The following is a 20,061-nucleotide window of genomic DNA, read 5'->3' as shown; positions in this document are numbered from 1 at the left end:
AAACCTCCGTTTGTCTAATGCAAGTATGGTTGATTATGCTGGGGGCAAAAACTCTTCGCCCGTTGGACGAGCCGGGTCTGGCTCCCGACGGACCGACCGCGGGCTGTCGTTCGGGGAGATCGTCGGTCAGGACGGGTTCAAGCAAGCGCTGCTGGCGGTCGCGGCGAACGACGCACTCGATGGCCTGTTGGTCCGGGGCGAGAAGGGGACCGCGAAATCGACGGCAGTCCGGGCGCTGGCGGATCTCCTCCCGACACAGACCACGATCGCGGACTGTCCGTACGGTTGTCCGCCCGACGATCGCGTCGCCCAGTGCGGCGACTGTCGCGCGCGCGAGGACCCACCGACGGCGGAGCGGCCGGTGCCGCTCGTGACGCTTCCGTTGGGAGCCACCCGCGAGCGCGTCGTCGGCACGCTCTCGGTCGCCGAGGCGCTCGACGGCGAGCACGCGTTCGATCCCGGGCTGCTCGCGCGCGCGAACCGGGGGATCCTCTACGTCGACGAGATCAATCTCCTCGACGACCACCTCGTCGACGTGTTGCTCGACGCGGCCGCGAGCGGCGTCAACCGTGTCGAGCGCGACGGGATGAGTCACAGCCATCCCGCGAATTTCACGCTCGTCGGCACGATGAACCCCGAAGAAGGCGATCTCCGTCCCCAGCTCTGCGATCGGTTCGCGCTCCAGACCACCGTCACCGCGTGTGAGGAGCTCGATCGCCGCGTCGCGATCATCGAACAGACTCTCGACGGAGGCACAGATGAGAGTCGACAGGCCGAGAACGGCCGAACGAACCCGGAAACGAGCGCTGCACGCGAGCGTCTCCTGCGAGCACGCGAGGGTCTCGACACGGTGGAGCTGTCGAGAGAGCAGACCACCGAGATCGCAGCACTGTGTCGTGATTCGGGCGTCGACGGCCACCGCGGAGACGTCGCCACGGCGCGCGCCGCACGGACGTTCGCCGCCCTCGACGGTCGGTCGACGGTCGCCGAGGCCGACGTGCGGCGCGCGGCCGAGCTCGCGCTCGCCCACCGTCTTCAGTCACGGCCGTTCGAGGACGCGCCCGACGTCGAGGACGTTCTCGACGATCACTTCGATTCCGACGAATCTCCATCCGACGAACAGGGCCCAAACGGCGATGACGAAGGCGAGGGTGGAACCGACGGCAGGGGCGGGACGGGAACCGATGGCAGGGGCGACGACGGACGAGCGAACGGCAACGACGACGGACGGGGAGACGCCAGCGACACGGGTGAGGATGACGCCGGGGACACGATCTCCGACGATCACGACGAGAACGGTGGTGACACCGATCCCGACGATCCCGGGGGAAGCGGCGCTCGGCCGACTGCCGGCGGCAGAAGCGACGAATCCGACGAGGTCGAAACGCCGTCAACGGGCGTCGAGGACGGACGTGACGATGGCAACGACGGGGCCGAGGAGGATGGCAGCCACGCTCCGGACGCAGAGGACGACACCGATGGCGGCGTCCCACTCGTTCCTGGACAAGAGCGCGCCGAGATCGGGACTGCTCGCGCTCCCGAGTTGGACACATCCGAAATCGATACCGACGCGAGCGACGGTGCGGGAACCGGCTCCCGGACGGGGGCGCGACCCGCGGTCGACAGCCAGGGGCCGAGGCTCCGATCGCGTCGAGCGGCGTCGGGCGACGGCATCGATGCGGCGGCGTCAGTCCGGGCCGCAGCGAACCGCGGTGCGGCCGGGGTCGAGTCGCGCGATCTGCGGCAGTCGGTTCGTGCGGGACCGGCGTCGACGCTGGTGGTGTTCGCCGTCGACGCGAGCGCGTCGATGCGACCCGCGATGCGGGCGGCGAAAGGCACAGTGCTGGAGCTCCTGACGGATGCCTATCAGGGACGCGACGCGGTCGCGTTCGTCGCGTTCGCCGGAGATGAGGCGGACGTGCTTCTGCCGCCGACCGACAGCGTCGGCCTCGCGGCACGACATCTGAAGGAGCTACCGACCGGCGACCGGACGCCGCTGCCCGACGGCCTCCGGACCGCTGCCGGGGTGATCGAGCGGGCCGATCCCGCCGCGAGCGTGACCGTGCTCGTCACCGACGGCCGGGCGAACGTCGCCGCGGGCAGCCCCGTCGCGGCGACCCGCGAAGCCGCCAGTCGGCTGGCGAATCTCGGATCGCACGTCCTCGTCGTCGACGCCGGTGAGGGAGGCCGGGCGGGCGTCGCGGAACTCGTCGCCGAGGCGACGGCGGGCGAGCACGTTCCGCTTGCTTCGCTGTCGGCCGATCGGGTCGATGCAGCCGTCACCACCGCTCGTGATCCCGACGGGTAGCCCGGCCGAAAGTTTTACAATTTGAGTTGCCTCAGTACAAATGAGATTGGTATGGCTGCAACCAACGACACAGTTCACCGTCGTATCGAGCGTGCCAGGATCGAACTCACGTCGGCACGGGTCGCCGCCGGCCTCGCGGTGATCGCGGCCCTCGGGTTCACGCTGCTGTTCGTCCAGGAACCCACGGCTCACGACGCGCTCCACAACTTCCGTCACGCCGCCGGGATCACCTGTCACTGATGCTCACGGCGTACCTCCTCCGCGGTGCGAAGGCGGGTCTGATCGCAGGGCTCGCCTTCGGCCTCTTCATCGCGCTGGTCGGCAACCCGCTCGTGGGGCTCGCCGAGACGTTCGAGGGCGGCGATGCCGGCGGTCACGCCACAGAAGATCATGCGGGCGATGCGAGTGGCGATCACCACGAGGGCGGAGCGGGCAGCGCGGATGGCGCGGGCGGCGGCCATCACGCGAGCGCGGCGGTCTCGGCGCTCACCACGAAACTCGTCTCGATCGCCGGCGGGATCGGGTGGGGGCTGCTGTTCGGGATCGCTGGGTTCGGGCTCGCGTACTATTTCCTCGAACCCGCGATCCCCGGCACGGGCGCGACCAAGCAGTACCTCCTCGCAGCGGCCGGATTCGTCACCGTCTCGGGCGCTCCGTGGCTGGTTCTCCCGCCCCAGCCGCCAGGAGCCGAGCAGGCCCTGCCGACCGACACCCGACTGCTGTGGTACGCCGTCCTGCTGGTCGCCGGTGCCGGGGCGTGCCTGCTCGCGGGCGTCGCTTACAACCGGCTCCGGCGAATTCGGGGAACCGGCGTCGCGGTCGCCGGTGCAGCGGCGTCGTTCGCGGTGCTCGCGGTTCCCGTCCTGCTCGCGCCGGCGAACCCGGTTTCCGTCCCGGCCCCGGCCGATCTCGTGACCACGTTCCGTGGGCTCGTGGCTGCGAGCCAGGCGATGCTCTGGTTCGTGCTGGCCAGCGTCCACGCGTGGCTCGTGCGCTGCGAGGCCGACGCGTCGGCCGCCCCCGCCGAGCACGGTCCAACGCCGGAGTCGGTCGTGGTCGAATCATGAACCAGCGGACTGCGGACGTGCTCGACAACGGGTTCACCGATCACGTGCTGGTGTGTACGAACGACCGAACGTCGGAGTACGCCTGCTGTGCGGACGCGGGTGGAGCGGCCGTCCTCACGGCAGTCAAAGAGTGGCTCCGCGAGCGCGACGTCTTCTGGTCGCGGGTCCACGTTGCCGAGACGAGCTGTCTCGGACTCTGTAGCGCCGAGGGAACGGCGGTGGCGATCCACCCACGAAACCAGTGGTACTCGGACGTCACGCCCGACGACGTTCCCGAGCTCCTCGCTGCCGAGTTCGGAGAGGAGGCGACACGGCTGGGAACGAAAGACGCGATGGCCAGCGAGAATCGCTCGGTCGGCGACTGAGATTTTTCGGCCACTCGACTGTCGTATCCGATATCGAGCGGCGACCGAGAGGAGTTACGGCCCGCCAGCGTGGAGTCGGTACGCGCCGCGGCGCTGGCCCTCGTCGTGGTAGACGACCGGCTCCTCGACGGCCACGAACGCTCGTTCGTCGACCGCGGCCGCAGTGACGATCCCCTCGGCGTCGCGCTCCGCACAGCGACCCTTCCGTACGTCGAAAACACGCAGCGCGTGCGTCGCCGGGTCTCGCGTTCGGAACTGCTGTGCGCAGGGAACCGCGATCAGGTCGCCGGACGCCGCGATCTCGCCAGCGAACCCGCCGACCGACGCCGACCACACCCGTTCGCCCTCGGGCGAGTAGCCGAACGCGGTGTGTTCGTCGGGGTGGAGCGACGCGGTTTCGCGTCCCTCTTCGGGGTAGGTGTTCCCGGTGACGAAGACGCAGCCTTCGGGGGTCGCGTGGACGTGGTTCGGGTAGGCGTAGAGCGTCTCGTCGTCGATTTTCGTCAGCGTGGCGAGATCGACCGACCACCGCTCCGCGCCGCCCGCACCAAGCCGGTAGCCACGGTAGTCGCCGTGGCTGGCGACCGCGACGCCCGTTTCGAGCAACGATACGTCGCCGACGCGGCGCTGGCCGGCGGTTCCAGGATCCCACTGCCACTGCACCGCGCCGGTCTCGGCGTCGAGAACGACTACGCCGTGCTGGTGGTCGCCCGGACAGCGGTTGTACGCGACGGCGACGCGGCCGTCTCGTCGATCCGCCCCATCATCTGCGTCGAGGCTAATCGGCGATGCGTCGGTTTCGTACGTCCACGCGATGTCGCCGGTCTCCTCGAAGGCGTAGACCACGCTCCGGAACGAGCGGTCGTCGCCGTCGCGCTCGTAACGCCGCGCGGCGACGTACAGCCGCTCCCCGCAGACCGCGAGGTCGGCGACGAACGGCAGGAAAAACCGGCTCCGTTTCTGGGGTGCGCCGACGTCGTCCGCCGTGTCGTATCGCCAGCGCACGCTACCGGTCGCGACATCGTAGAGCCGAACCCCGCCGTCCGGGCCGCGCTCGCCGACGGCGACGCCGCCAGCGAATCCAACCGCCGCGACGACGCTCGTTTCGTCGTTCGTTCCCTCGGCGAACCAGCGTTCGTCGAGGGTTGTTCGATCGTACGCACGGACATCCCCCACCGCCGTGCCGGCAACGAGCAGGTCCTCGGTCAGCGCCACGGCCGAGCGCCGGCCAGCGTGGCGCGACCGCGCCGGCTCGATGTCGCCGAGGGGGACAGTCGTGGTATCGGTCGTCACGTCCGAACTACTCATCCGCCGGGAACGCCTCGTGGAGGAGATCGTGTGCGTCGCCGAGCCCGTCAAGGACGCTCTCGCCCTGATCGGTCAGCCGGTGGACGGCACGCTCGCCGTCCCGGACGGCGACGAGTCGCCCGCGGAGGTAGTCGTATTCGGGGTCGTTCTCGTCGGTGGTGGCGATCTCTTCTTCGAGATCGACGAGCGCTGCATCGAGATGGCGCTCGATACCTGAGAGGGTTTCGGCGTTCGCAAGCCCCTCGATGGGGCCGTCGAGATGGCCCTCCAGCTCCTGTTCGGCGTGGTCGCGAGCGGTTCGGTCCTCTGTGCCGAGGACGTTCATGAGTCCGAGTCGGAGTGCTTCGAGTTCGTGACAAGTCATGTGTGGTAATGTGGATTTAGTTGGGCGTCACAGCGTCTGATCGACGAGATCGCTCACGATGCGCTCGCGGTCGAGATGCGAGGAGACGATGCGGTCGGCGTCGCTCTCGTCGACGCCGCCGTACCAGACGCCGTCGGGGTAGACCGCGACCATCGGGCCGTCGCCGCATCGGCCGAGACACGACGAGCGGGTGATTCGGGCGTCGCAGGCTGCGGAGTCGCGGGCCGCCTGTCGGAGCCGTTCGAGCACCGCGGGCGCGCCGTCGGCGGCGCAGGTCTGGTTCGTACAGACCGCGACGTGTTTTGCGGGCGCGTCGTGGGCGTGGGGATCGTCGTCGACGCTCTCGCGGTCGGCGTGGGATTCCTGGTGGGTGAGCGCACGAAGCATCGCGCGCGCACCGCCGACGTCCTCCTCGTAGCCGTCGAGTTCGACTTTGTACTTGCAGGTGTCACACGACATCTCGACGCTGTCGGTTCGGGCCGCCTGCCACCGATCACAGAGCACGTCGAGCAACCGCGGATCGGTGCCGAGCGGGTCGCCGGCCGCCGCGTCGACGTAGGGGTACTCGGCGTCGAACTCCGCAGTACGGTCCCGGATCCGCTGGGTGAGCACGCCGTCACCGAGCATGTACGGCAGCACGACGATCGCGTCGGGGCGGTGTTTGGCGACTGCGTGAAGCGCCCCCGACAGCCGCGGTTCGGTGACACCGACGAAACACGCCTCGACCCGATCGAGCGCACGGCCCTCGTAGAGCAGCCGTGCCAGCTTGTGCACGTCGGCGTTGGCGTCGGGATCGCTGGACCCGCGCGCACAGAGCACGACCGCGACCTCCTCGGCCCCGCGATCCGCTTCCAACCCATCCTCCACCGCGGCAGCCCGATCGTCGAGCAGATCGACGATCGCGGGATGGACGCCGAGATGCGAGCCGTTGTGCAGCGTCAGATCGGGGTGTGCCGAGCGGGCACGTTCGACGGCGAGCGGTACGTCGTTTTTGACGTGGCTCGCGGCGAACAGCGAGAGCTGGACGACCGTAACTCGCGACACCGCCGGGGCGAGCCCCGCGATCGCCTCGTCGATCGACGGTGCGGCGAGTTCGAGAAAGCCGACGTCGACCGGGACGCCCAGTCGGTCTTCCATCCCACTGGCGAGCTCGCGGACCTGCTCGTTCGACTTCTCGCGCCGGGAGCCGTGACCGACCAGCAGTACCGCCTCGTCGTCGAGTCCTGCGGGGGCGGCCTGCGCGCTCGCGGTCATCCCGAGAGCTCTCCGACGTCGCCGCCGGTTGCGCGTTCGACGCTCCGGCGGAGCTTCCGGCGTCGATTCTCGGAGTAGAGTCCCGACACGTCGCTCCCGGCGTACACCCACTGGGCGAATCCGGCGACATCGGCGTCGTCCGCCAGCCCGAACCAGTACCCGCCCGAGGAGCTTTTGGCGAGGTCGTCGGTCGGAACGTGTGGATCGGCGGCGTCGAGGAGCGAGCGGACCGTTTCGAGCAGGCGCTCGTCGTCGTGGACGAACGAGATTCCGACCCTCCCCGCTGACTCCCGGAAGCAGACGGTGCCGCAGGCTTCGAGCAGCCCCCGAACGAGCGGCGCGCGGTGGTCGGCGAACGCGTCGAATCGGTAGCCGCCGGCCTGGCCGTCGATCGGGAGTCCGAGTGCCGCGCTGGCGCGCTCGGCGGGCGCGCCGATCACCTGGAGTTCGTACTCGTCCTCGTATCGGACGATCGACGCGTCGTGGGCCGATTCGCGCGCCGCGACCCGGTGGTCGGTTCGGTTCGCGCCCGCGACCGCCGCCAGCGCGTCGGCCGCGGTGTCGTCGCCCGCGCGCACGGTCACACTGTTGCGAGAGAGGTCGCCGTCGCCCGCGACCCGGCCCCAGAAGTACGCCGTCGCCGGCGACGCCGCGAGCAGGTCCGTGGCGGGGGCCGGCGTCGCCGCCCCTTCCTCGGTGTCACTCATCGTCGGCCTCCGTCGTGTCGGTTCCTCCGTCGGTTCCGCTCACGCTGATCGCATCGACCGGACAGGCACGGGCGGCCTGTCGGGCAGCGTCGATGCGGTCGTCATCGAACGTCGCGACGAGGGCCGTCTCCGCCGTCCGCTCGCTCGCCACGCTGTCGTCCGAGGCCTCGATCGTCGCCAGTCCATCAGTGGCCTCGACGAAACGGTCGTCGCGGACGAGACAGGCGAAGATGCCGTCACACCGCTCCCGGTCGAGACGGATCTCGTACTCAGTAGTCATACTTCGACTCGTAGCCCCGTGGGGTGACCATTCGGTCGTCCCAGACGTACGTCTCCTCGTTGCCGACGAGGAGCGTCGTCGTCATGTCGATCAGATCTGTCTCGCCGAGCTCTTCGAGCTCATTCAGTTCAACGATCTCGGCCGCCTCGTCGTCTCGGCTCGCACCGTGGACGACCCCGACCGGCGTCGACGGATCGCGGTGTTCGAGCAGGATCTCACAGCACGTCTCGAAGTTCTCTCGGCGCTTGCGGCTCCACGGGTTGTAGATCGCGATGGTGAACCCCTCTGCGGCGACCGCGTGGAGCCGCGACTCGATGGTGTCCATCGACGTCAAGTGATCCGACAGCGAAACGCTCACCGTGTCGTTCACCAGGGGTGCGCCGACGCGCGCGGCGCAGGACTGGGCGGCGGGCACGCCGGGCACGACGTCGAACTCGACCATCGAGGCGGTCGCACCCTTCGATTCGAGGATCTCGAGCGCGAGGCCGGCGAGCGCGTAGACGTTCGGATCGCCGCTCCCGATGATGGCGACCGCGTTGCCCGCGAGCGCGCGATCGACCGCCTCCTCGGTCCGGGAGACTTCGCCGCACATCGGCGTCGAGTGGATGTCGTCGGCGTTCTCGGTGATACCGTCGGGCAGCAGATCGACGTAGGTGGTGTAGCCCACGATGTGCTCGGCGTCGGCGAGCGCCGCTTTCGCGCGACTCGTCATTCCCTCGGGTTCGCCAGGGCCGAGACCGACGGCGATCAGTCTGCCCGGATCGGCGTCGAAGTCTTCGACCGTCGATCCCACCTTCTCGTCGGTCGTGTCTCCTTTCGAACTACCACAGCTCGAAGCGGATTCGTCCGTATCGGCTGCGCCGCATCCGGACTCCGTCGTCGAACTCGACGCCCCGCACTCACTCTCGGCGCTTGCCGTGGTGGTTTCCGCGTCTGTGCTCGCGTCGGTTTCGGTCGTCTCGGTGGTGTCGTCAGTGCTCATGGTCAGAAATCGTCGACGTCACGCCCGCCGCGCGGGGTGACGAGGTACTCGTCGAAATCGTTCTCCCAGACCGCCGTCTCGTGATTGCCGACGAGGATCGAGGTCCCCATCCCGCCGACCTCGTCGTCGTGGTCGGTCGCCGCGCCGAGCGTCGTGATGGTGTGGGTCTCGTCCTCCAAATTCCGGCCGGCGTCGCCTCGGCCGGCGTCGTTGAAGATCCCCACCGGGACGTCGTCGCTCCGCTCCTCACGGAGTACGTCGATCGCGCGCTCGTAGTCGCGCCAGCAGTTGTACAGCACGATCACGAACCCGCTGATGGCGGCTGCGCGGAGCTTCTCGGCGATCTCGTCCCACCCGCGCCACTTGTCCGAAAGCGAGATCGTGCAGAAGTCGTTCGAGAGGGGCGCGCCGAGGTTCGCCGCGCCGCCGAGCGCAGCCGTCACGCCCGGCACGACCTCGATCGGGATATCCGTCGCCCCCTCCGCTTCGGCCATCGTGAACAGCAAGTCGCTCTTACCGTAGACGTTCGGATCGCCGCCGGAGACGTGGGCGACGTCCTCGCCGTCGCGGACCCGCTCGAACGCCTCGCGCGCGAGTTCGATCTGCTGGCCCATCGACGACCGGACGAGCGTCTGGCGGGTCCCGTTCGGTCGTTCGAGCACCGTCGCCCCGTCGTCACCGGCGGCAGTACCGCCGTCGGTGGCCGCAGCGACCGCGGCATCCTCTGGCGGCAGCGTGCCGTCCCGGCGCAGGAACGCCTGGTAGAGATTCGAGGCGATCACGCAGTCGGCGGTGGCGATCACGTCTTTCGCACGCTGAGTCATCGCGTGCGGAAGACCTGGGCCGATACCGACGACGGAGAGCGTCCCGAGATCGTCGTCGTTCGTCGCAGCCATCTCAGCGCCCCACCGCCACGGTCACGGCGTCGTCGAACCGCTCTTTTTCGCGCGCGAGTTCGTGGTCACGGCCACCGGCGATCGCCGACGCTTCCGCGATCCCCGGCCACCCGATCAGCTCCTTCGATCGGGAGGGTGAGGGCCCCTCGAACCCCTCTAAGGTCTCTTTCTCGAAGAGGACGACTCCCGCTCCGATCTCCTGGGCGGCCACGTAGAGCCCCTCCTCGCCCTCCTTCCGGGTGCCGGTCGCGACGAAGTCGACATCGTCGAAACTCAACCCGAGATCGAGGTCGTCGAGAGCAGCCTCCCACGCGCCGAGGACTTGTTCCTTCTGCACGCCGGAGACAGTTCCTGTCCCGAGCACGACGCCCGTGTCGCCGTTGCGTTTGAGAACGGTGACGTCGTCGCCGACGAGGACTGCCTGGGGGCCGTCGAGTCGGGCGACAGGACCGAGATCGTCGTTCAGCACTGCGAGGTTGGTCGCCACCGTCGAGTCGCCGTTGACGACGTGGGCGTCGAGCGCCTTCGCCTTGCTCTCGACACCCTGCTCGCCCGCCGCTTCGCTCGCGGTCGTCATCGCCGGAACGGCACCCAACTCCGCGAGATCGCCCGCGACCTGGTTCGCGCCGTGGTGGCCGCCGGTGATCGGGATCGCCCACGTCAACTCCTCGTCGACGACCACGATCGCGGGATCGTCCCACTTGCTGTCGAGCAGCGGCGCGGTCTTGCGCATCGCGATGCCCGAGGCCATCAACCCCACGAAACAGTCGTACTCGCCCCAGTGCTCTTCGAAGACGTCGCCGTGGTACTCGATGATGTCGACCGAGTCGTACGCCTCGCCGATGCCCGCCGCGATCTCGCGGGCGGTGTCGAGCTTGCGCTCGAAACTCACGATCGCGATCTCCTCGGCCACCTCGCCATCCGAATCCGGTGTGGAGCAGTGGCCGCTCGATCCGTTCGATTCCTCTCGTTCGCTCGTTTCGCTCGAATCCGTGTCGTTGGTGTCGGTACTCATGATTCAGTATTGATCTGTCTGTGGATCATCGCGCGTGACTGCTGGCCGACCAGCCGCAGGGGTGGGAATGAAAGTGGCCGGTCTCTCGACGACGGCCGACGACGCAAGCACCGAAGGCGAGCGGCGCGTGGCCGATCGAAGGGAGGCCACGGTCTGCGCGAGCGGCGTCGCCGCGAGCCGTGAGCCGAGGCGCGCAGCGAGCCGCCCGAGTCGAGAGCGCGGGGGCTTTCTACACGTTTTGGGGAGTGTTGCCGTCGCATCTCAGTCGTCCGCCTCGCTCTCGCTTTCATCCGCGCCCCGGTTCGCCCAGTCGCCGTAGAGATAGGAGCGCTCGTAGCCTGCTCCCGTCGCCGCGTCGCCGATGACGACCATCGCCGAGGCTCGATAGCCCGCCGCCGCGACTTTCTCGCCGATGGTCCCGATCGTGCCCTCGATGATGTCCTCGTCGGGCCACGAGGCGTGATAGACGACGGTCACCGGCGTGTCGGGGTCGTGGCCCGTCTCGACCAGGCGGTCCATCGTCTCGGCGATCGCGTGGGTACCGAGATAGATGCAGGTCGTGACGTCGCCCATTTCGACGAACTCGCCGATGTGGTCCTCGTCGGGATCGAGGGTCTCGCCCCGCGGCCGGGTGAACGCGACGTGGTTCGCCACGCCATTCAGGGTGAGCTGGGTCCGGAGCGTCGCGCTCGCCGCGAACGCCGACGTGACGCCCGGCACGAGGTAGGTTGGCACATCCTCGTGTTCGAGCGCGTCCATCTGTTCGAGGGCCGCACCGTAGATCGCGGGATCGCCGCTGTGAAGCCGGACGACGCTTCGTCCGGCCTCGTGGGCGTCGCGCATGAGCGGAATCAGCTCCTCCAGATCTTTTCCGATGCTCGACACCTGCTCGGCGTCCGCACAGTACGCATCGAGGAGTTCGCTGTTAACGAGCGAGCCCGCGTGGACAACGAGGTCGGCAGCCTCGACCAACTTTCGGCCGGTGACCGTCAGCAGGCCGGGATCGCCCGGCCCGGCTCCGATGAACGGGATGCCGTCCTGAATCTCGCCGGCGGTTCGCTCGGTGATCCGCGGATCGCGCTCCGTCTCGCGGACGGCCCCCGCCGCATCGATCGCGTCCTGGGGATCGGTCATCGGGAGCGGACCTCCGGCGTCTCGTCGCCACAGCCCTCGCCCTCGGCACACTCCGCGACGGCGACGCCCTCTGTTCCGTCGCTGTCGGTCGTTCCGGCCCGGTCGTCCGCCGCCGTTCGACTCGGTTCGTCCGACTCGTCGTCGCTGGCTTCCGTTCTCGATTCCATCTCGGGAGCGCCAGCCGACTCCTCCGCCTCGAACGCGGCGGTCGCCGGTGTGACGTCGAGGTCGCGCTTCTCGGCGTAGGCCAGGGTGTAGTAGTCCCGCTCGGCGATCGTGTCGGGATCGTCGGTCACGATGGTCTCGCCCTGCTCCATGAACAGCCGGCGGCCGTACACCACGTCGTAGCCCGCCTCGCGGAGTCCCTCGTGGGTCGTTGGCGCGTCGGTGACTTTGAACAAAACCATTCGATCGGGACCGGTCGGGGCCGCGCCGCGGGCGGCCTCACGGAGCGCGAGGCTCGCGCCCGACGATATCTCGACACCGAGCGCGGTCGCGAAGGCGGTGACCGCGCTCACGCCGGGCACGATCTCGATCCCGACATCCGGATGAAACGCCGCGAGCGTCCGTCGGAGATGGCCGAACGTCGAGTAGACGTTGGGATCGCCGAGCGTGACGAAGGCGGCCGTCCCGTCGCGCGCCCGCGGCGCGATCTCCGCGGCGGCCTCGCGCCAGGCTCGCCGGAGTTCGTCCTCGTCGCGGGTCATCGGGAAGTCGAGATCGCCGATGCGATCTTCGGGAACGTGCTCGATCGCCACCGACCGCGAGAGGCGACCGGGCGAGTAGACCACGTCGGTCGTTTCGAGCACGCGCTTGCCGCGGAGCGTGACGAGATCCGCCTCGCCGGGGCCGAGACCGACGCCATAGAGGCTCATGGCGCGCCTCCATCGGTGGTATCGTCGGCGTCGCTGGCCCCGCCAACCAGCATATACACCGGGTTCTGGGAATCGAAACTCGTCGCGCCAGCGAGCTCGTACCCGTGGCTCACCTGGAACTGGACGACTTCGTCGAGGAGGTCGCGCTCGCGGAACGCCGCGGTGGCTGCCCCGGCGACTTCGAGCCGGGAGACGTTCATCACGATCCGGTCGACGCCGGTCGCGACGGCGTGATCGAGTACGGCCTCGTAGTTCCGGCTGCCGCCGAGAAACAGCGCGTCGGCGTCTTCGGGCAGGCCATCGGGCGCTTCGGCTTCGCGGAGTTCGACGTCCGCGGTAACGTCGTTGGCCGCGAGGTTTCTTTCCGTAACCGCCAAGCGTTCGGGCTTGCGTTCGAGCGCGGTGATCCGGCCCGCGCGCCGTGCCGCCGCGATGGTGACGGCCCCGGTACACGACCCGACTTCGACGAAGTGATCCGTCGGCGTCAGGCCGAGTTTGCCGAGCAGCACGGCCCGTACCTCCGATTTGGTCGGGCCAGCTTTCGCGTCGTGAGGGAGCGCTACACGCGACATCACCGAAGACAACTCCGGTGAGTAGTAAAACAATTTTGGTTGTTTTAATGCAAGTAGTATTTCTTCAGACGGCGAAAATCCCGCCTCGGATACAATCGTGCCCGGAGTACACCAAAACTACTTGCGTTCGCGGTACACACCACCGACGATGACGAACGCGGGCGACGCCGGGGACGTGGGGGTGCTCCGGAGCAAGCGCAACGCCACCCGGTATCGAATTCTCACGGGGATCGCCGAGCGCCAGCCGGCGGTCAGCCAGCGCGAGGTCGCCGACGCGATCGGCGTCACCTCTCAGGCCGTGAGCGACTACTTGAAGGACCTGATCGACCAGGGCTACGTCGAGAAACACGGTCGTGGGCGGTACGAGGTCACCAAGGAGGGCGTCGACTGGCTGTTGACTCGGACCGACGAGCTTCGGGAGTTCGTCAGCCACGTCTCCGAGGACGTCATCGAGGAGGTCGAGGTCGACACCGCGCTCGCCACGACCGCGATCGACGAGGGATCGACGGTCTCGCTCGCGATGGGCGACGGCGTGCTCCGGGCGACGGCGGGCGATGCGGGGAGCGCGACCGCGATCGCCGTCACCGACGCTGCGGCCGGCGAGGACGTCGGCGTGACGGATTTCACGGGTGTCCTCGACTACGACCTCGGGACGGTGACGGTGTTCTCAGTGCCACAGGTCCAGGACGGTGGCAGCACGACGCTCGATCCAGAGACGGTCGCCGATGCCGCTGCGGACCACGATCTGGTGGCGACGGCAGGGACCGAGGCGCTGGCCGCGACGCGGGCGGCGGACGTCGACCCCGACATCCGGTTCGGGACGGCGACCGCGGTCCGGGAAGCTGCCACGAAGGGACTCGACGTCTGTCTGATCGCGGTCGCGGATCAGCTGTCGGCCCACACCGGCGAGCTCCGCGACGGCAACGTGAGCTACGAGGTCGTCGACGCCGCGGAGCCGTAGCCGGCGCTCGCGAGCATCGTCACGCACCGCGAAAAATCGCCGTCGATGGCCGCCTCAGGCGTTGTCGTTGACGAGGTCGCGCACGGTGTCGGCGCGCCCGGCGTCGGTCACGAACTTCGAGAACGTCCAGTCGAGCTTGTCGACGACGACCTCGTAGCCCGCGTCGGTGAGCTCGTACTGGTTGGTTCGCTTGTCGAGTTCGCTCTTGGCGACCAGATCCAGCTCCACGAGGTCGTCGAGGTTGGGGTAGAGTCGCCCGTGGTTGACCTCCGAGTCGTAGTACTCTTCGAGCTGGCGCTTGATCGCCAGGCCGTACATCGGCTCGTCGGAAAGGATGACGAGGATGTTTTGTTGAAAAGCCGTCAAGTCGCGTGCGATACTTCGGTCCGGTGCCGCTTGTGCCTCTGACATCGCACCGTGATATGTCATCAGTCTATTTAATAGTTTGCAACTTCATCCGGGAATACGGTGGGTTTAGTGGCTGACACCACCATAACCAACGAATACCACCGGAAGATTCGGCCGATTCTACAGCGGGATACTCACTGTTGACGGGCGAATAGAAAATATTTTTTGGCTGCCTCCTGGAGATCCGGTCGATGACGAACCTCTGGGAAGACCTCGAAACGGGCCCCGATCCGCCCGAGGAGATCTACGCGGTCGTAGAGTGTCTCAAGGGCGAGCGCAACAAGTACGAGTACGACAAGGACGTGCCGGGCGTCGTCCTCGATCGCGTGCTCCACTCGAACGTCCACTACCCCTCGGATTACGGGTTCATCCCGCAGAGCTACTACGACGACGAGGACCCCTTCGACGTCATGGTGCTGGTTGAGGATCAAACCTTCCCCGGCTGCATCGTCGAGGCCCGCCCCGTGGCGCTGATGCGGATGGACGACGACGGCGAACAGGACGACAAGGTCATCGCCGTTCCGAGCGAGGACCCCCGCTACGACCACATCGAGGACTTGGAGGACATTCCTCAGCAACAGCTCGACGAGATCGACGAGTTCTTCGAGACGTACAAGAACTTGGAGGAAGGGAAGGAAGTCGAGACACAGGGCTGGGAGGATCGCCAGGCGGCCTACGACGCGATCGAACACGCCCAGGACCTCTACGCCGAACAGTTCGGCTGAGACCGACAATCCTGTCTCCTGCTGAGTCATAGCGAGATATGAACAACAGCGATTTCGTCAAGGCATGGGTCCTTGCAGCAGCGGGCGTTCTCATCTCAACCACGAGAGAGATCGATCGTTTTTGGTCAGCGATCCCGGAAACCGGTCACGTTCCGCTGCTTCTATTCGCTATGTTGTTGTGTCTTTCTTCAATGTATTATTGGTACAATGTATACCGCTCGACGTGACAGTTTCTCGTGGAGAAATGCGTTCATACCCGGCAACTCATTCGATCTTCGAGGATCGACGCGAACCCCAAGACAAGGCTGTGGTCCGAATCCTGCGGCGGCACCGTCGAAAGTCAATCAGAAATGATAACTCCGACGATGTCTGTGGTGCTACATCCGATACAAATGAGAGCCACACCCTCCCCAGCCGATTCCTTCGCTCGGCGGCTCTCACTTCGTTCGTGCCGCCTGTCGCTCAGTCATCCACCGTCAGAGCGAAGCTCTGACGAGCCTGCGTTCGCTTCGCTCACGCAGACCTCGCACGAGAGTTGCGCGCCGATGAACGGCGTGCAGCCGCGCGCCACCGCGAAGTCAAGTTCTCGGGGCTGTCACTCCCGCGGACAGGTGTCGATGCCGAGCAGCTTGTTCAGTCCACAGCGCGCCGTAGCGAAGTTGAACAGCAGCCCGGCGCTCCCGAGTGCTACGGCGACCGCCGTCGAGCGCCGGCCAGCACGAAACGCACCGAACGCGACCGCGACGAGGCACGCACCCAGCACGCCGCGAGCGATCCGATCGAGACCACCGACGTTTCGTTCGAACATACTCTGCCAACGAGTTCCGGCGACGAAAATCCTCGTATTCCTCACGGTTATGCCGGGGGTCGCGGCGAATGTGTTAGAATTATGGGTAATCTTTTGGGTGCGGGAGTCGTAGCGATGGTCGTGATGGCCGCAAAACGTCCCGCTGCCGGCTTGCATCACCTCACGGTGGTCCCCGAGAACCTCGCGGTCGACGACACGGACGACGGGACAGCGCGCTGTCCGGCCTGTGGACAGCCGCTTGGCGAGCACTGACGGTCGGCGTGTTCCGGCGATCCCGTCCCGTGAGGGGTGATGCCGAAACGAACGTTCTTTGTGCCCCTCGGGAGTAGCCGTCCCATGGGACTGTTCGACCGCATCCGCGGCGACGACGCCCCGCGCGTCGCCTTCTTCGGTATCGACGGGGTTCCGTACAGCTTGATCGAGGACAACCCGGACGTCTTCGAGAACCTCTCCACGCTCGCCCGCGAGGGGAGTTCGGGCGCGATCGATTCGATCGTACCCCCCGAATCGAGCGCGTGCTGGCCCTCCCTGACCACCGGCGTCAACCCCGGTGAGACGGGCGTCTACGGCTTCCAGGACCGAGAAGTCGGTTCGTACGAAACCTATGTTCCGATGGGGCGCGACGTCCAGGCGACTCGTGTCTGGGACCGCGTCGAGGAGGAGGGCCGCGACGCCACCGTGATGAACGTCCCCGTGACCTTCCCGCCCCAGCGCGACGTCCAGCGGATGGTCTCGGGCTTCCTCTCGCCTGGCGTCGACGAGGCCGCCTACCCCGACGAGCTTCGAGACACCCTCTCCGGTCTCGACTACCGGATCGACAACAACGCGAAGCTCGGTCACGACGACGACAAGAGTGAGTTCATCGAGGACGCCCACGCCACCCTCGACGCCCGCTTCGAGGCCTTCTCACAGTACGTGGAGCAGGACGACTGGGACCTCCTGTTCGGGGTGTTCATGACCACCGATCGAGTGAACCACTTCCTGTTCAAACACTACGAGGAGGACGGCGAGTACAAGCAGGAGTTCCTCGACTTCTACAGCAAGGTCGACGAGTATCTCGGCCGCCTGCGCGAGATGCTGCCAGAGGACGTCACGATGGCGGTTGCCTCCGACCACGGATTCACGAGCCTCGATCACGAAGTCCACTTCAACGAGTGGCTCCACCAGAACGGCTGGCTCGACTACGCTGACGACGATCACGAGAGCCTCGCGGACATCTCCGACGACACCGAGGCGTACGCGTTCATCCCTGGCCGGTTCTACATCAACCTCGAAGGCCGCGAGCCACGCGGCGCGGTCGCCGAAGAGGACTACGAGGAGAAACGCACCGAACTCAAGAAAGCGCTCGAAACCCTCGAAGGCCCCGACGGCCGGAAGGTCTGTGAGCGCGTCGTCGAGAAGGAGGACGCCTTCCGCGGAGCCCACGACGACATCGCGCCCGATCTCGTCGCCATCCCGAATCACGGCTTCGATCTCAAAGCCGGCTTCTCGGGCCACGACAGCGTCTTCGACACCGGGCCGCGCAACGGAATGCACAGCTTCGATAACGCCTGCCTGTTCGTCGACGATGCGAACGCCCACGTCGGTGACGACACTGACCTGTTCGACATCGCGCCCACGCTGCTCGACGCGATGGAGATCGACTACGACCGCAGCGAGTTCGACGGATCGAGTCTGGCCTAGAGCACCCACTTTTTTACAGAGGGTCCTCCCTCACGCCTGCGGCGTTCGGTCGAACCCTCTCCAAAAACCTGGACTAAAAACTGCCGCTCACTCGCGGTAGAACTGCTGGCACTCCTGCTACCGCACAGCACCACCCGAGCTCTCGGGCGCTCGCGTTGCTCGCACCCTCGCCCTCGATCCACCAGGAGAGCAAGCTCTCCTGAGCCCTGCAGTCGCGGAGCGACCGCAGGACGCCAGGCCCGCACCGCCGCAACCGCACCGCGACCGCCCGACCGCTGCCGGCGAAGTTTCAAATCCGAAACCGCGACCACCGCGTGGCATGCAGGACGCGTCAGGTCAGCCGACAGCAAACGCACTTGATGGCGACTGCGGCTGTGAGACACGCGTGGAAGGCCGGCGGCTCGTCGTCGACGCCACCGACTGCCCGAAGGAGGGTCGTCTGGCGGCGAGCCCTGCCTGTCGTGCGAGCGTCGTCGTCGCGCTCGTTGGCTGCCCCGTTGCCAGCGTGCGAACGCAGATCGAGGCCGGGACGTACGTCCACAGCGACGGGGCAACGGCGCTGCTGGTCGCCGCCGGGCGGTTCGTCGCGCTCGCCGCGGACCACGACCGGGCACTGGCGGCACGCACGCTTCGCGATCCACTCGGTGCAGCCCGCGTCGCGGCCGGCCGCAGCGGCTCCGTTGCAGAGCTCGCAGCCGAAACGGGACTGATCGAGGGATTGGGGCGCGTCGCGGGCTACGACGACGCGTTCACGGCCGGCCTCGCTCCCGAACTCAATCCACTTACGTCGGCGAGCGCTATCCCGGACATGCTCCACGATATCGACGACGCGGGCAGCCTCTCGCCCGACGAACTCCGCGAACGCTACGACGACCGCCTCCGAAACGTCATCGAAGAATACGGAGTCGAGATCGTCGCGGACGAGGCTGGCGTCCCACGGGAGCCGGTCACGATGCTCGCCGAGGGCGAATCACCCGATCTCACGCTCGAAGAGGCCGCGGCGATCCTCGCGACGAGCGAGGACGAACCCGACGCGGAGGCCATCGTGCTCGAAACCCGCGACCACCTCCTGATGGGGATGACGACCGCCGTCCTCGACGTCGAGGCGGTCGAGTCCGGGATCGACGGTGCGCTCGATGCCCGCGAGATCCAGCAGAAGATCGAGGGCCGGCTCCCGATGGATCTCGACGAGCTCGCCACCATTCACGGGTACATCGAGGAACGCAAACCGTGACCCGTGTCGCCATTCTGGGGTGTGGCTACGTCGGTCTCGAACTCGGTCGCCAGCTCGCGCCCGACCACGACGTCGTCGGGGTGCGCCGCTCGGAAGCGGGCGTCGAACGGATCGAACGCGCCGGCCTCGATGCCGCCCGGGCCGATATCACCGATCCCGACGACCTCGCGCGCGTGCCGGACGTCGATTGCGTGGTGTTCGCGGCGAGTTCGGGTGGTCGGGACGCCGAGGCCGCGCGCGAGATCTACGTTGACGGTCTCCGGACCGCGATCGAGGCCTTCGGCACGCGCGAGCAGCCACCTGATCGCCTGATCTACACCTCCTCGACTGGCGTCTACGGCGATCACGACGGCGCGTGGGTCGACGAGGAGACGCCGATCGAGCCGACGACCGAGAAGACCGACGTGCTCGCCGAGGCCGAGCGGATCGCCCGCGAGGAAGCCAGCGATCACGGCATTGCGGGAACGGTCGCGCGCTTCGCGGGGCTGTACGGCCCCGACCGCTACCGGCTCGATCGCTACCTCGACGGCCCCGTCACGGCGGGCTATCTCAACATGATCCACCGCGACGACGCCGCCGGCACGATCCGATTCCTCCTCGAAATCGACACCGCGCGCGACGATACGGTGCTCGTGGCCGACGACGAACCCGTCTCGAAGCACACCTTCGCCGACTGGCTCGCCGACGAGTGCGACGTTCCGCGCCCCGAGAAGCGAACGAAGGCCGAGCGCCTCGAAGACGGCGACCTCTCCGCAGCCGCACGCCGCCGGATAGAGACCTCGAAGCGCTGTGCGAACGACAAACTCCACGATCTGGACTACGAGTTCACGTACCCGACCTACCGCGAGGGCTATCGGGCGGCGATCGACGCGTACCGGAACGAGTGACGGCGGCGGACGAAAATCCGCTGGCAGTGGCGCGCGGGAGTGCGCCTCCAGCGCACGACTCGTGCGAGGGATGACTGAACGGAGTGAAGGAATCGGTTGGGGAGGTGTGTGGCGGTTGCGATGTGGTAGCGGAAAGTCAGTGTAGCTGAACCGCGAACGAGCACCGCGAGTGAGCGGGTGTTTTTAGTCCAGGTTTTTGCGACGAGTGGTGGGCGAGCGACCGACGGG

At 67.2% G+C, this 20,061-nt stretch carries 23 protein-coding genes; 10 read left to right on the top strand and 13 right to left on the bottom strand.

What is annotated here, in order from left to right:
- Positions 1–25: 25 nt before the first annotated feature.
- Genes C450_RS07635 through C450_RS07620 form a run of 4 tightly spaced genes read left to right on the top strand, consistent with a single transcriptional unit; the run spans position 26 to position 3,740 of the window.
- A complete protein-coding gene (locus C450_RS07635) occupies positions 26–2,308 on the top strand; it encodes an ATP-binding protein (protein ID WP_005042257.1) in 2,283 nt (760 codons plus the stop codon).
- A 51-nt stretch (positions 2,309–2,359) separates the two neighbouring features.
- The gene (locus tag C450_RS07630) at positions 2,360–2,548 is read left to right on the top strand and encodes a CbtB domain-containing protein (RefSeq protein ID WP_005042255.1); all 189 of its coding nucleotides are present in this window, start codon (positions 2,360–2,362) and stop codon (positions 2,546–2,548) included.
- The gene (locus C450_RS07625) at positions 2,548–3,375 is read left to right on the top strand and encodes a CbtA family protein (protein WP_005042254.1); all 828 of its coding nucleotides are present in this window, start codon (positions 2,548–2,550) and stop codon (positions 3,373–3,375) included. The genes C450_RS07630 and C450_RS07625 overlap by 1 nt, the downstream gene beginning before the upstream one ends.
- Positions 3,372–3,740 (top strand): (2Fe-2S) ferredoxin domain-containing protein, encoded by a 369-nt coding sequence (locus tag C450_RS07620; protein WP_005042251.1) that lies wholly within the window; start codon positions 3,372–3,374, stop codon positions 3,738–3,740. The genes C450_RS07625 and C450_RS07620 overlap by 4 nt, the downstream gene beginning before the upstream one ends.
- Before the next feature lie 54 nt (positions 3,741–3,794).
- Here the strand turns inward: C450_RS07620 and C450_RS07615 are convergent, their stop codons facing one another.
- The 11 genes from C450_RS07615 to cbiT form a co-directional block, all read right to left on the bottom strand.
- Positions 3,795–5,048 carry an outer membrane protein assembly factor BamB family protein gene (locus C450_RS07615; RefSeq protein WP_005042249.1) on the bottom strand — a complete coding sequence of 418 codons (1,254 nt, stop codon included), beginning with the start codon at positions 5,046–5,048 and terminating at the stop codon, positions 3,795–3,797.
- Positions 5,041–5,412: a DUF3209 family protein gene (locus tag C450_RS07610; RefSeq protein WP_005042245.1), complete on the bottom strand. Its 372-nt coding sequence runs from the start codon at positions 5,410–5,412 to the stop codon at positions 5,041–5,043. The genes C450_RS07615 and C450_RS07610 overlap by 8 nt, the downstream gene beginning before the upstream one ends.
- A 27-nt stretch (positions 5,413–5,439) precedes the next feature.
- Positions 5,440–6,666 carry a CbiX/SirB N-terminal domain-containing protein gene (locus C450_RS07605; RefSeq protein WP_005042243.1) on the bottom strand — a complete coding sequence of 409 codons (1,227 nt, stop codon included), beginning with the start codon at positions 6,664–6,666 and terminating at the stop codon, positions 5,440–5,442.
- Positions 6,663–7,373 (bottom strand): hypothetical protein, encoded by a 711-nt coding sequence (locus tag C450_RS07600; protein ID WP_005042240.1) that lies wholly within the window; start codon positions 7,371–7,373, stop codon positions 6,663–6,665. The genes C450_RS07605 and C450_RS07600 overlap by 4 nt, the downstream gene beginning before the upstream one ends.
- Positions 7,366–7,653, bottom strand: coding sequence for a ferredoxin (locus tag C450_RS07595; protein WP_005042238.1), 288 nt, complete (start codon positions 7,651–7,653; stop codon positions 7,366–7,368). Before C450_RS07595 ends, C450_RS07600 begins: the two co-directional genes overlap by 8 nt.
- Positions 7,643–8,635: a precorrin-3B C(17)-methyltransferase gene (gene cobJ, locus C450_RS07590; protein WP_005042236.1), complete on the bottom strand. Its 993-nt coding sequence runs from the start codon at positions 8,633–8,635 to the stop codon at positions 7,643–7,645. The genes C450_RS07595 and cobJ overlap by 11 nt, the downstream gene beginning before the upstream one ends.
- Before the next feature lie 2 nt (positions 8,636–8,637).
- Positions 8,638–9,531, bottom strand: coding sequence for a precorrin-3B C(17)-methyltransferase (locus tag C450_RS07585; RefSeq protein WP_005042234.1), 894 nt, complete (start codon positions 9,529–9,531; stop codon positions 8,638–8,640).
- A 1-nt stretch (position 9,532) separates the two neighbouring features.
- Positions 9,533–10,546, bottom strand: coding sequence for a cobalt-precorrin 5A hydrolase (cbiG, locus tag C450_RS07580; RefSeq protein WP_005042232.1), 1,014 nt, complete (start codon positions 10,544–10,546; stop codon positions 9,533–9,535).
- A 261-nt stretch (positions 10,547–10,807) separates the two neighbouring features.
- Complete coding sequence (locus C450_RS07575) at positions 10,808–11,680, bottom strand: cobalt-precorrin-4/precorrin-4 C(11)-methyltransferase (protein WP_005042229.1); 873 nt, start codon at positions 11,678–11,680, stop codon at positions 10,808–10,810.
- Complete coding sequence (locus C450_RS07570) at positions 11,677–12,555, bottom strand: cobalt-factor II C(20)-methyltransferase (protein WP_005042227.1); 879 nt, start codon at positions 12,553–12,555, stop codon at positions 11,677–11,679. The genes C450_RS07575 and C450_RS07570 overlap by 4 nt, the downstream gene beginning before the upstream one ends.
- Positions 12,552–13,127, bottom strand: a complete 576-nt coding sequence (cbiT, locus tag C450_RS07565) for a precorrin-6Y C5,15-methyltransferase (decarboxylating) subunit CbiT (RefSeq protein WP_005042224.1) — start codon at positions 13,125–13,127, stop codon at positions 12,552–12,554. Before cbiT ends, C450_RS07570 begins: the two co-directional genes overlap by 4 nt.
- A 148-nt stretch (positions 13,128–13,275) precedes the next feature.
- On the opposite strand from cbiT, the gene C450_RS07560 reads away from it, so the two are divergent.
- Positions 13,276–14,088 carry a DUF7839 domain-containing protein gene (locus C450_RS07560; protein WP_005042222.1) on the top strand — a complete coding sequence of 271 codons (813 nt, stop codon included), beginning with the start codon at positions 13,276–13,278 and terminating at the stop codon, positions 14,086–14,088.
- A 54-nt stretch (positions 14,089–14,142) separates the two neighbouring features.
- Here C450_RS07560 and C450_RS07555 read toward each other — a convergent pair whose 3' ends face one another.
- Complete coding sequence (locus C450_RS07555) at positions 14,143–14,499, bottom strand: PadR family transcriptional regulator (protein ID WP_005042219.1); 357 nt, start codon at positions 14,497–14,499, stop codon at positions 14,143–14,145.
- Between the two features lie 188 nt (positions 14,500–14,687).
- On the opposite strand from C450_RS07555, the gene C450_RS07550 reads away from it, so the two are divergent.
- Complete coding sequence (locus C450_RS07550) at positions 14,688–15,221, top strand: inorganic diphosphatase (protein WP_005042216.1); 534 nt, start codon at positions 14,688–14,690, stop codon at positions 15,219–15,221.
- A 595-nt stretch (positions 15,222–15,816) separates the two neighbouring features.
- Here C450_RS07550 and C450_RS07545 read toward each other — a convergent pair.
- Positions 15,817–16,029, bottom strand: a complete 213-nt coding sequence (locus C450_RS07545) for a YgaP family membrane protein (protein ID WP_005042214.1) — start codon at positions 16,027–16,029, stop codon at positions 15,817–15,819.
- 81 nt (positions 16,030–16,110) lie between these two features.
- On the opposite strand from C450_RS07545, the gene C450_RS22235 reads away from it, so the two are divergent.
- The 4 genes from C450_RS22235 (at position 16,111) to C450_RS07530 (ending at position 19,833) form a co-directional block, all read left to right on the top strand.
- Positions 16,111–16,281, top strand: a complete 171-nt coding sequence (locus C450_RS22235) for a hypothetical protein (protein ID WP_162531014.1) — start codon at positions 16,111–16,113, stop codon at positions 16,279–16,281.
- Between the two features lie 84 nt (positions 16,282–16,365).
- Positions 16,366–17,712 carry an alkaline phosphatase family protein gene (locus tag C450_RS07540; RefSeq protein ID WP_005042212.1) on the top strand — a complete coding sequence of 449 codons (1,347 nt, stop codon included), beginning with the start codon at positions 16,366–16,368 and terminating at the stop codon, positions 17,710–17,712.
- 319 nt (positions 17,713–18,031) lie between these two features.
- Positions 18,032–18,946, top strand: coding sequence for a DUF5791 family protein (locus tag C450_RS22560; RefSeq protein WP_005042210.1), 915 nt, complete (start codon positions 18,032–18,034; stop codon positions 18,944–18,946).
- Entirely contained in the window at positions 18,943–19,833 is an 891-nt protein-coding gene (locus tag C450_RS07530; protein ID WP_005042207.1) for an SDR family oxidoreductase, read from the top strand. The genes C450_RS22560 and C450_RS07530 overlap by 4 nt, the downstream gene beginning before the upstream one ends.
- The last annotated feature ends 228 nt before the right edge of the window (positions 19,834–20,061 follow it).

Source organism: Halococcus salifodinae DSM 8989 (assembly GCF_000336935.1).
GTDB classification, from domain to species: domain Archaea; phylum Halobacteriota; class Halobacteria; order Halobacteriales; family Halococcaceae; genus Halococcus; species Halococcus salifodinae.
Note: the sequence above shows the minus strand (reverse complement) of the source record. Positions and strands in the feature narration are given on the sequence as shown.

Excerpts from the sequence above, each read along its gene's own strand:
- C450_RS07540 (WP_005042212.1), top strand. The coding sequence starts at position 16,366 with ATGGGACTGTTCGACCGCATCCGCGGCGACGACGCCCCGCGCGTCGCC.
- C450_RS07610 (WP_005042245.1), bottom strand. The coding sequence starts at position 5,412 with ATGACTTGTCACGAACTCGAAGCACTCCGACTCGGACTCATGAACGTC.
- C450_RS07615 (WP_005042249.1), bottom strand. The coding sequence starts at position 5,048 with ATGAGTAGTTCGGACGTGACGACCGATACCACGACTGTCCCCCTCGGC.
- C450_RS07620 (WP_005042251.1), top strand. The coding sequence starts at position 3,372 with ATGAACCAGCGGACTGCGGACGTGCTCGACAACGGGTTCACCGATCAC.
- C450_RS07545 (WP_005042214.1), bottom strand. The coding sequence starts at position 16,029 with ATGTTCGAACGAAACGTCGGTGGTCTCGATCGGATCGCTCGCGGCGTG.
- cobJ (WP_005042236.1), bottom strand. The coding sequence starts at position 8,635 with ATGAGCACTGACGACACCACCGAGACGACCGAAACCGACGCGAGCACA.
- cbiG (WP_005042232.1), bottom strand. The coding sequence starts at position 10,546 with ATGAGTACCGACACCAACGACACGGATTCGAGCGAAACGAGCGAACGA.
- C450_RS07570 (WP_005042227.1), bottom strand. The coding sequence starts at position 12,555 with ATGAGCCTCTATGGCGTCGGTCTCGGCCCCGGCGAGGCGGATCTCGTC.
- C450_RS07595 (WP_005042238.1), bottom strand. The coding sequence starts at position 7,653 with ATGACTACTGAGTACGAGATCCGTCTCGACCGGGAGCGGTGTGACGGC.
- C450_RS07635 (WP_005042257.1), top strand. The coding sequence starts at position 26 with ATGGTTGATTATGCTGGGGGCAAAAACTCTTCGCCCGTTGGACGAGCC.
- C450_RS07600 (WP_005042240.1), bottom strand. The coding sequence starts at position 7,373 with ATGAGTGACACCGAGGAAGGGGCGGCGACGCCGGCCCCCGCCACGGAC.
- C450_RS07630 (WP_005042255.1), top strand. The coding sequence starts at position 2,360 with ATGGCTGCAACCAACGACACAGTTCACCGTCGTATCGAGCGTGCCAGG.
- C450_RS07605 (WP_005042243.1), bottom strand. The coding sequence starts at position 6,666 with ATGACCGCGAGCGCGCAGGCCGCCCCCGCAGGACTCGACGACGAGGCG.
- C450_RS07555 (WP_005042219.1), bottom strand. The coding sequence starts at position 14,499 with ATGTCAGAGGCACAAGCGGCACCGGACCGAAGTATCGCACGCGACTTG.
- C450_RS22560 (WP_005042210.1), top strand. The coding sequence starts at position 18,032 with ATGCAGGACGCGTCAGGTCAGCCGACAGCAAACGCACTTGATGGCGAC.
- C450_RS07550 (WP_005042216.1), top strand. The coding sequence starts at position 14,688 with ATGACGAACCTCTGGGAAGACCTCGAAACGGGCCCCGATCCGCCCGAG.
- cbiT (WP_005042224.1), bottom strand. The coding sequence starts at position 13,127 with ATGTCGCGTGTAGCGCTCCCTCACGACGCGAAAGCTGGCCCGACCAAA.
- C450_RS07625 (WP_005042254.1), top strand. The coding sequence starts at position 2,548 with ATGCTCACGGCGTACCTCCTCCGCGGTGCGAAGGCGGGTCTGATCGCA.
- C450_RS07585 (WP_005042234.1), bottom strand. The coding sequence starts at position 9,531 with ATGGCTGCGACGAACGACGACGATCTCGGGACGCTCTCCGTCGTCGGT.
- C450_RS22235 (WP_162531014.1), top strand. The coding sequence starts at position 16,111 with ATGGGTAATCTTTTGGGTGCGGGAGTCGTAGCGATGGTCGTGATGGCC.
- C450_RS07560 (WP_005042222.1), top strand. The coding sequence starts at position 13,276 with ATGACGAACGCGGGCGACGCCGGGGACGTGGGGGTGCTCCGGAGCAAG.
- C450_RS07575 (WP_005042229.1), bottom strand. The coding sequence starts at position 11,680 with ATGACCGATCCCCAGGACGCGATCGATGCGGCGGGGGCCGTCCGCGAG.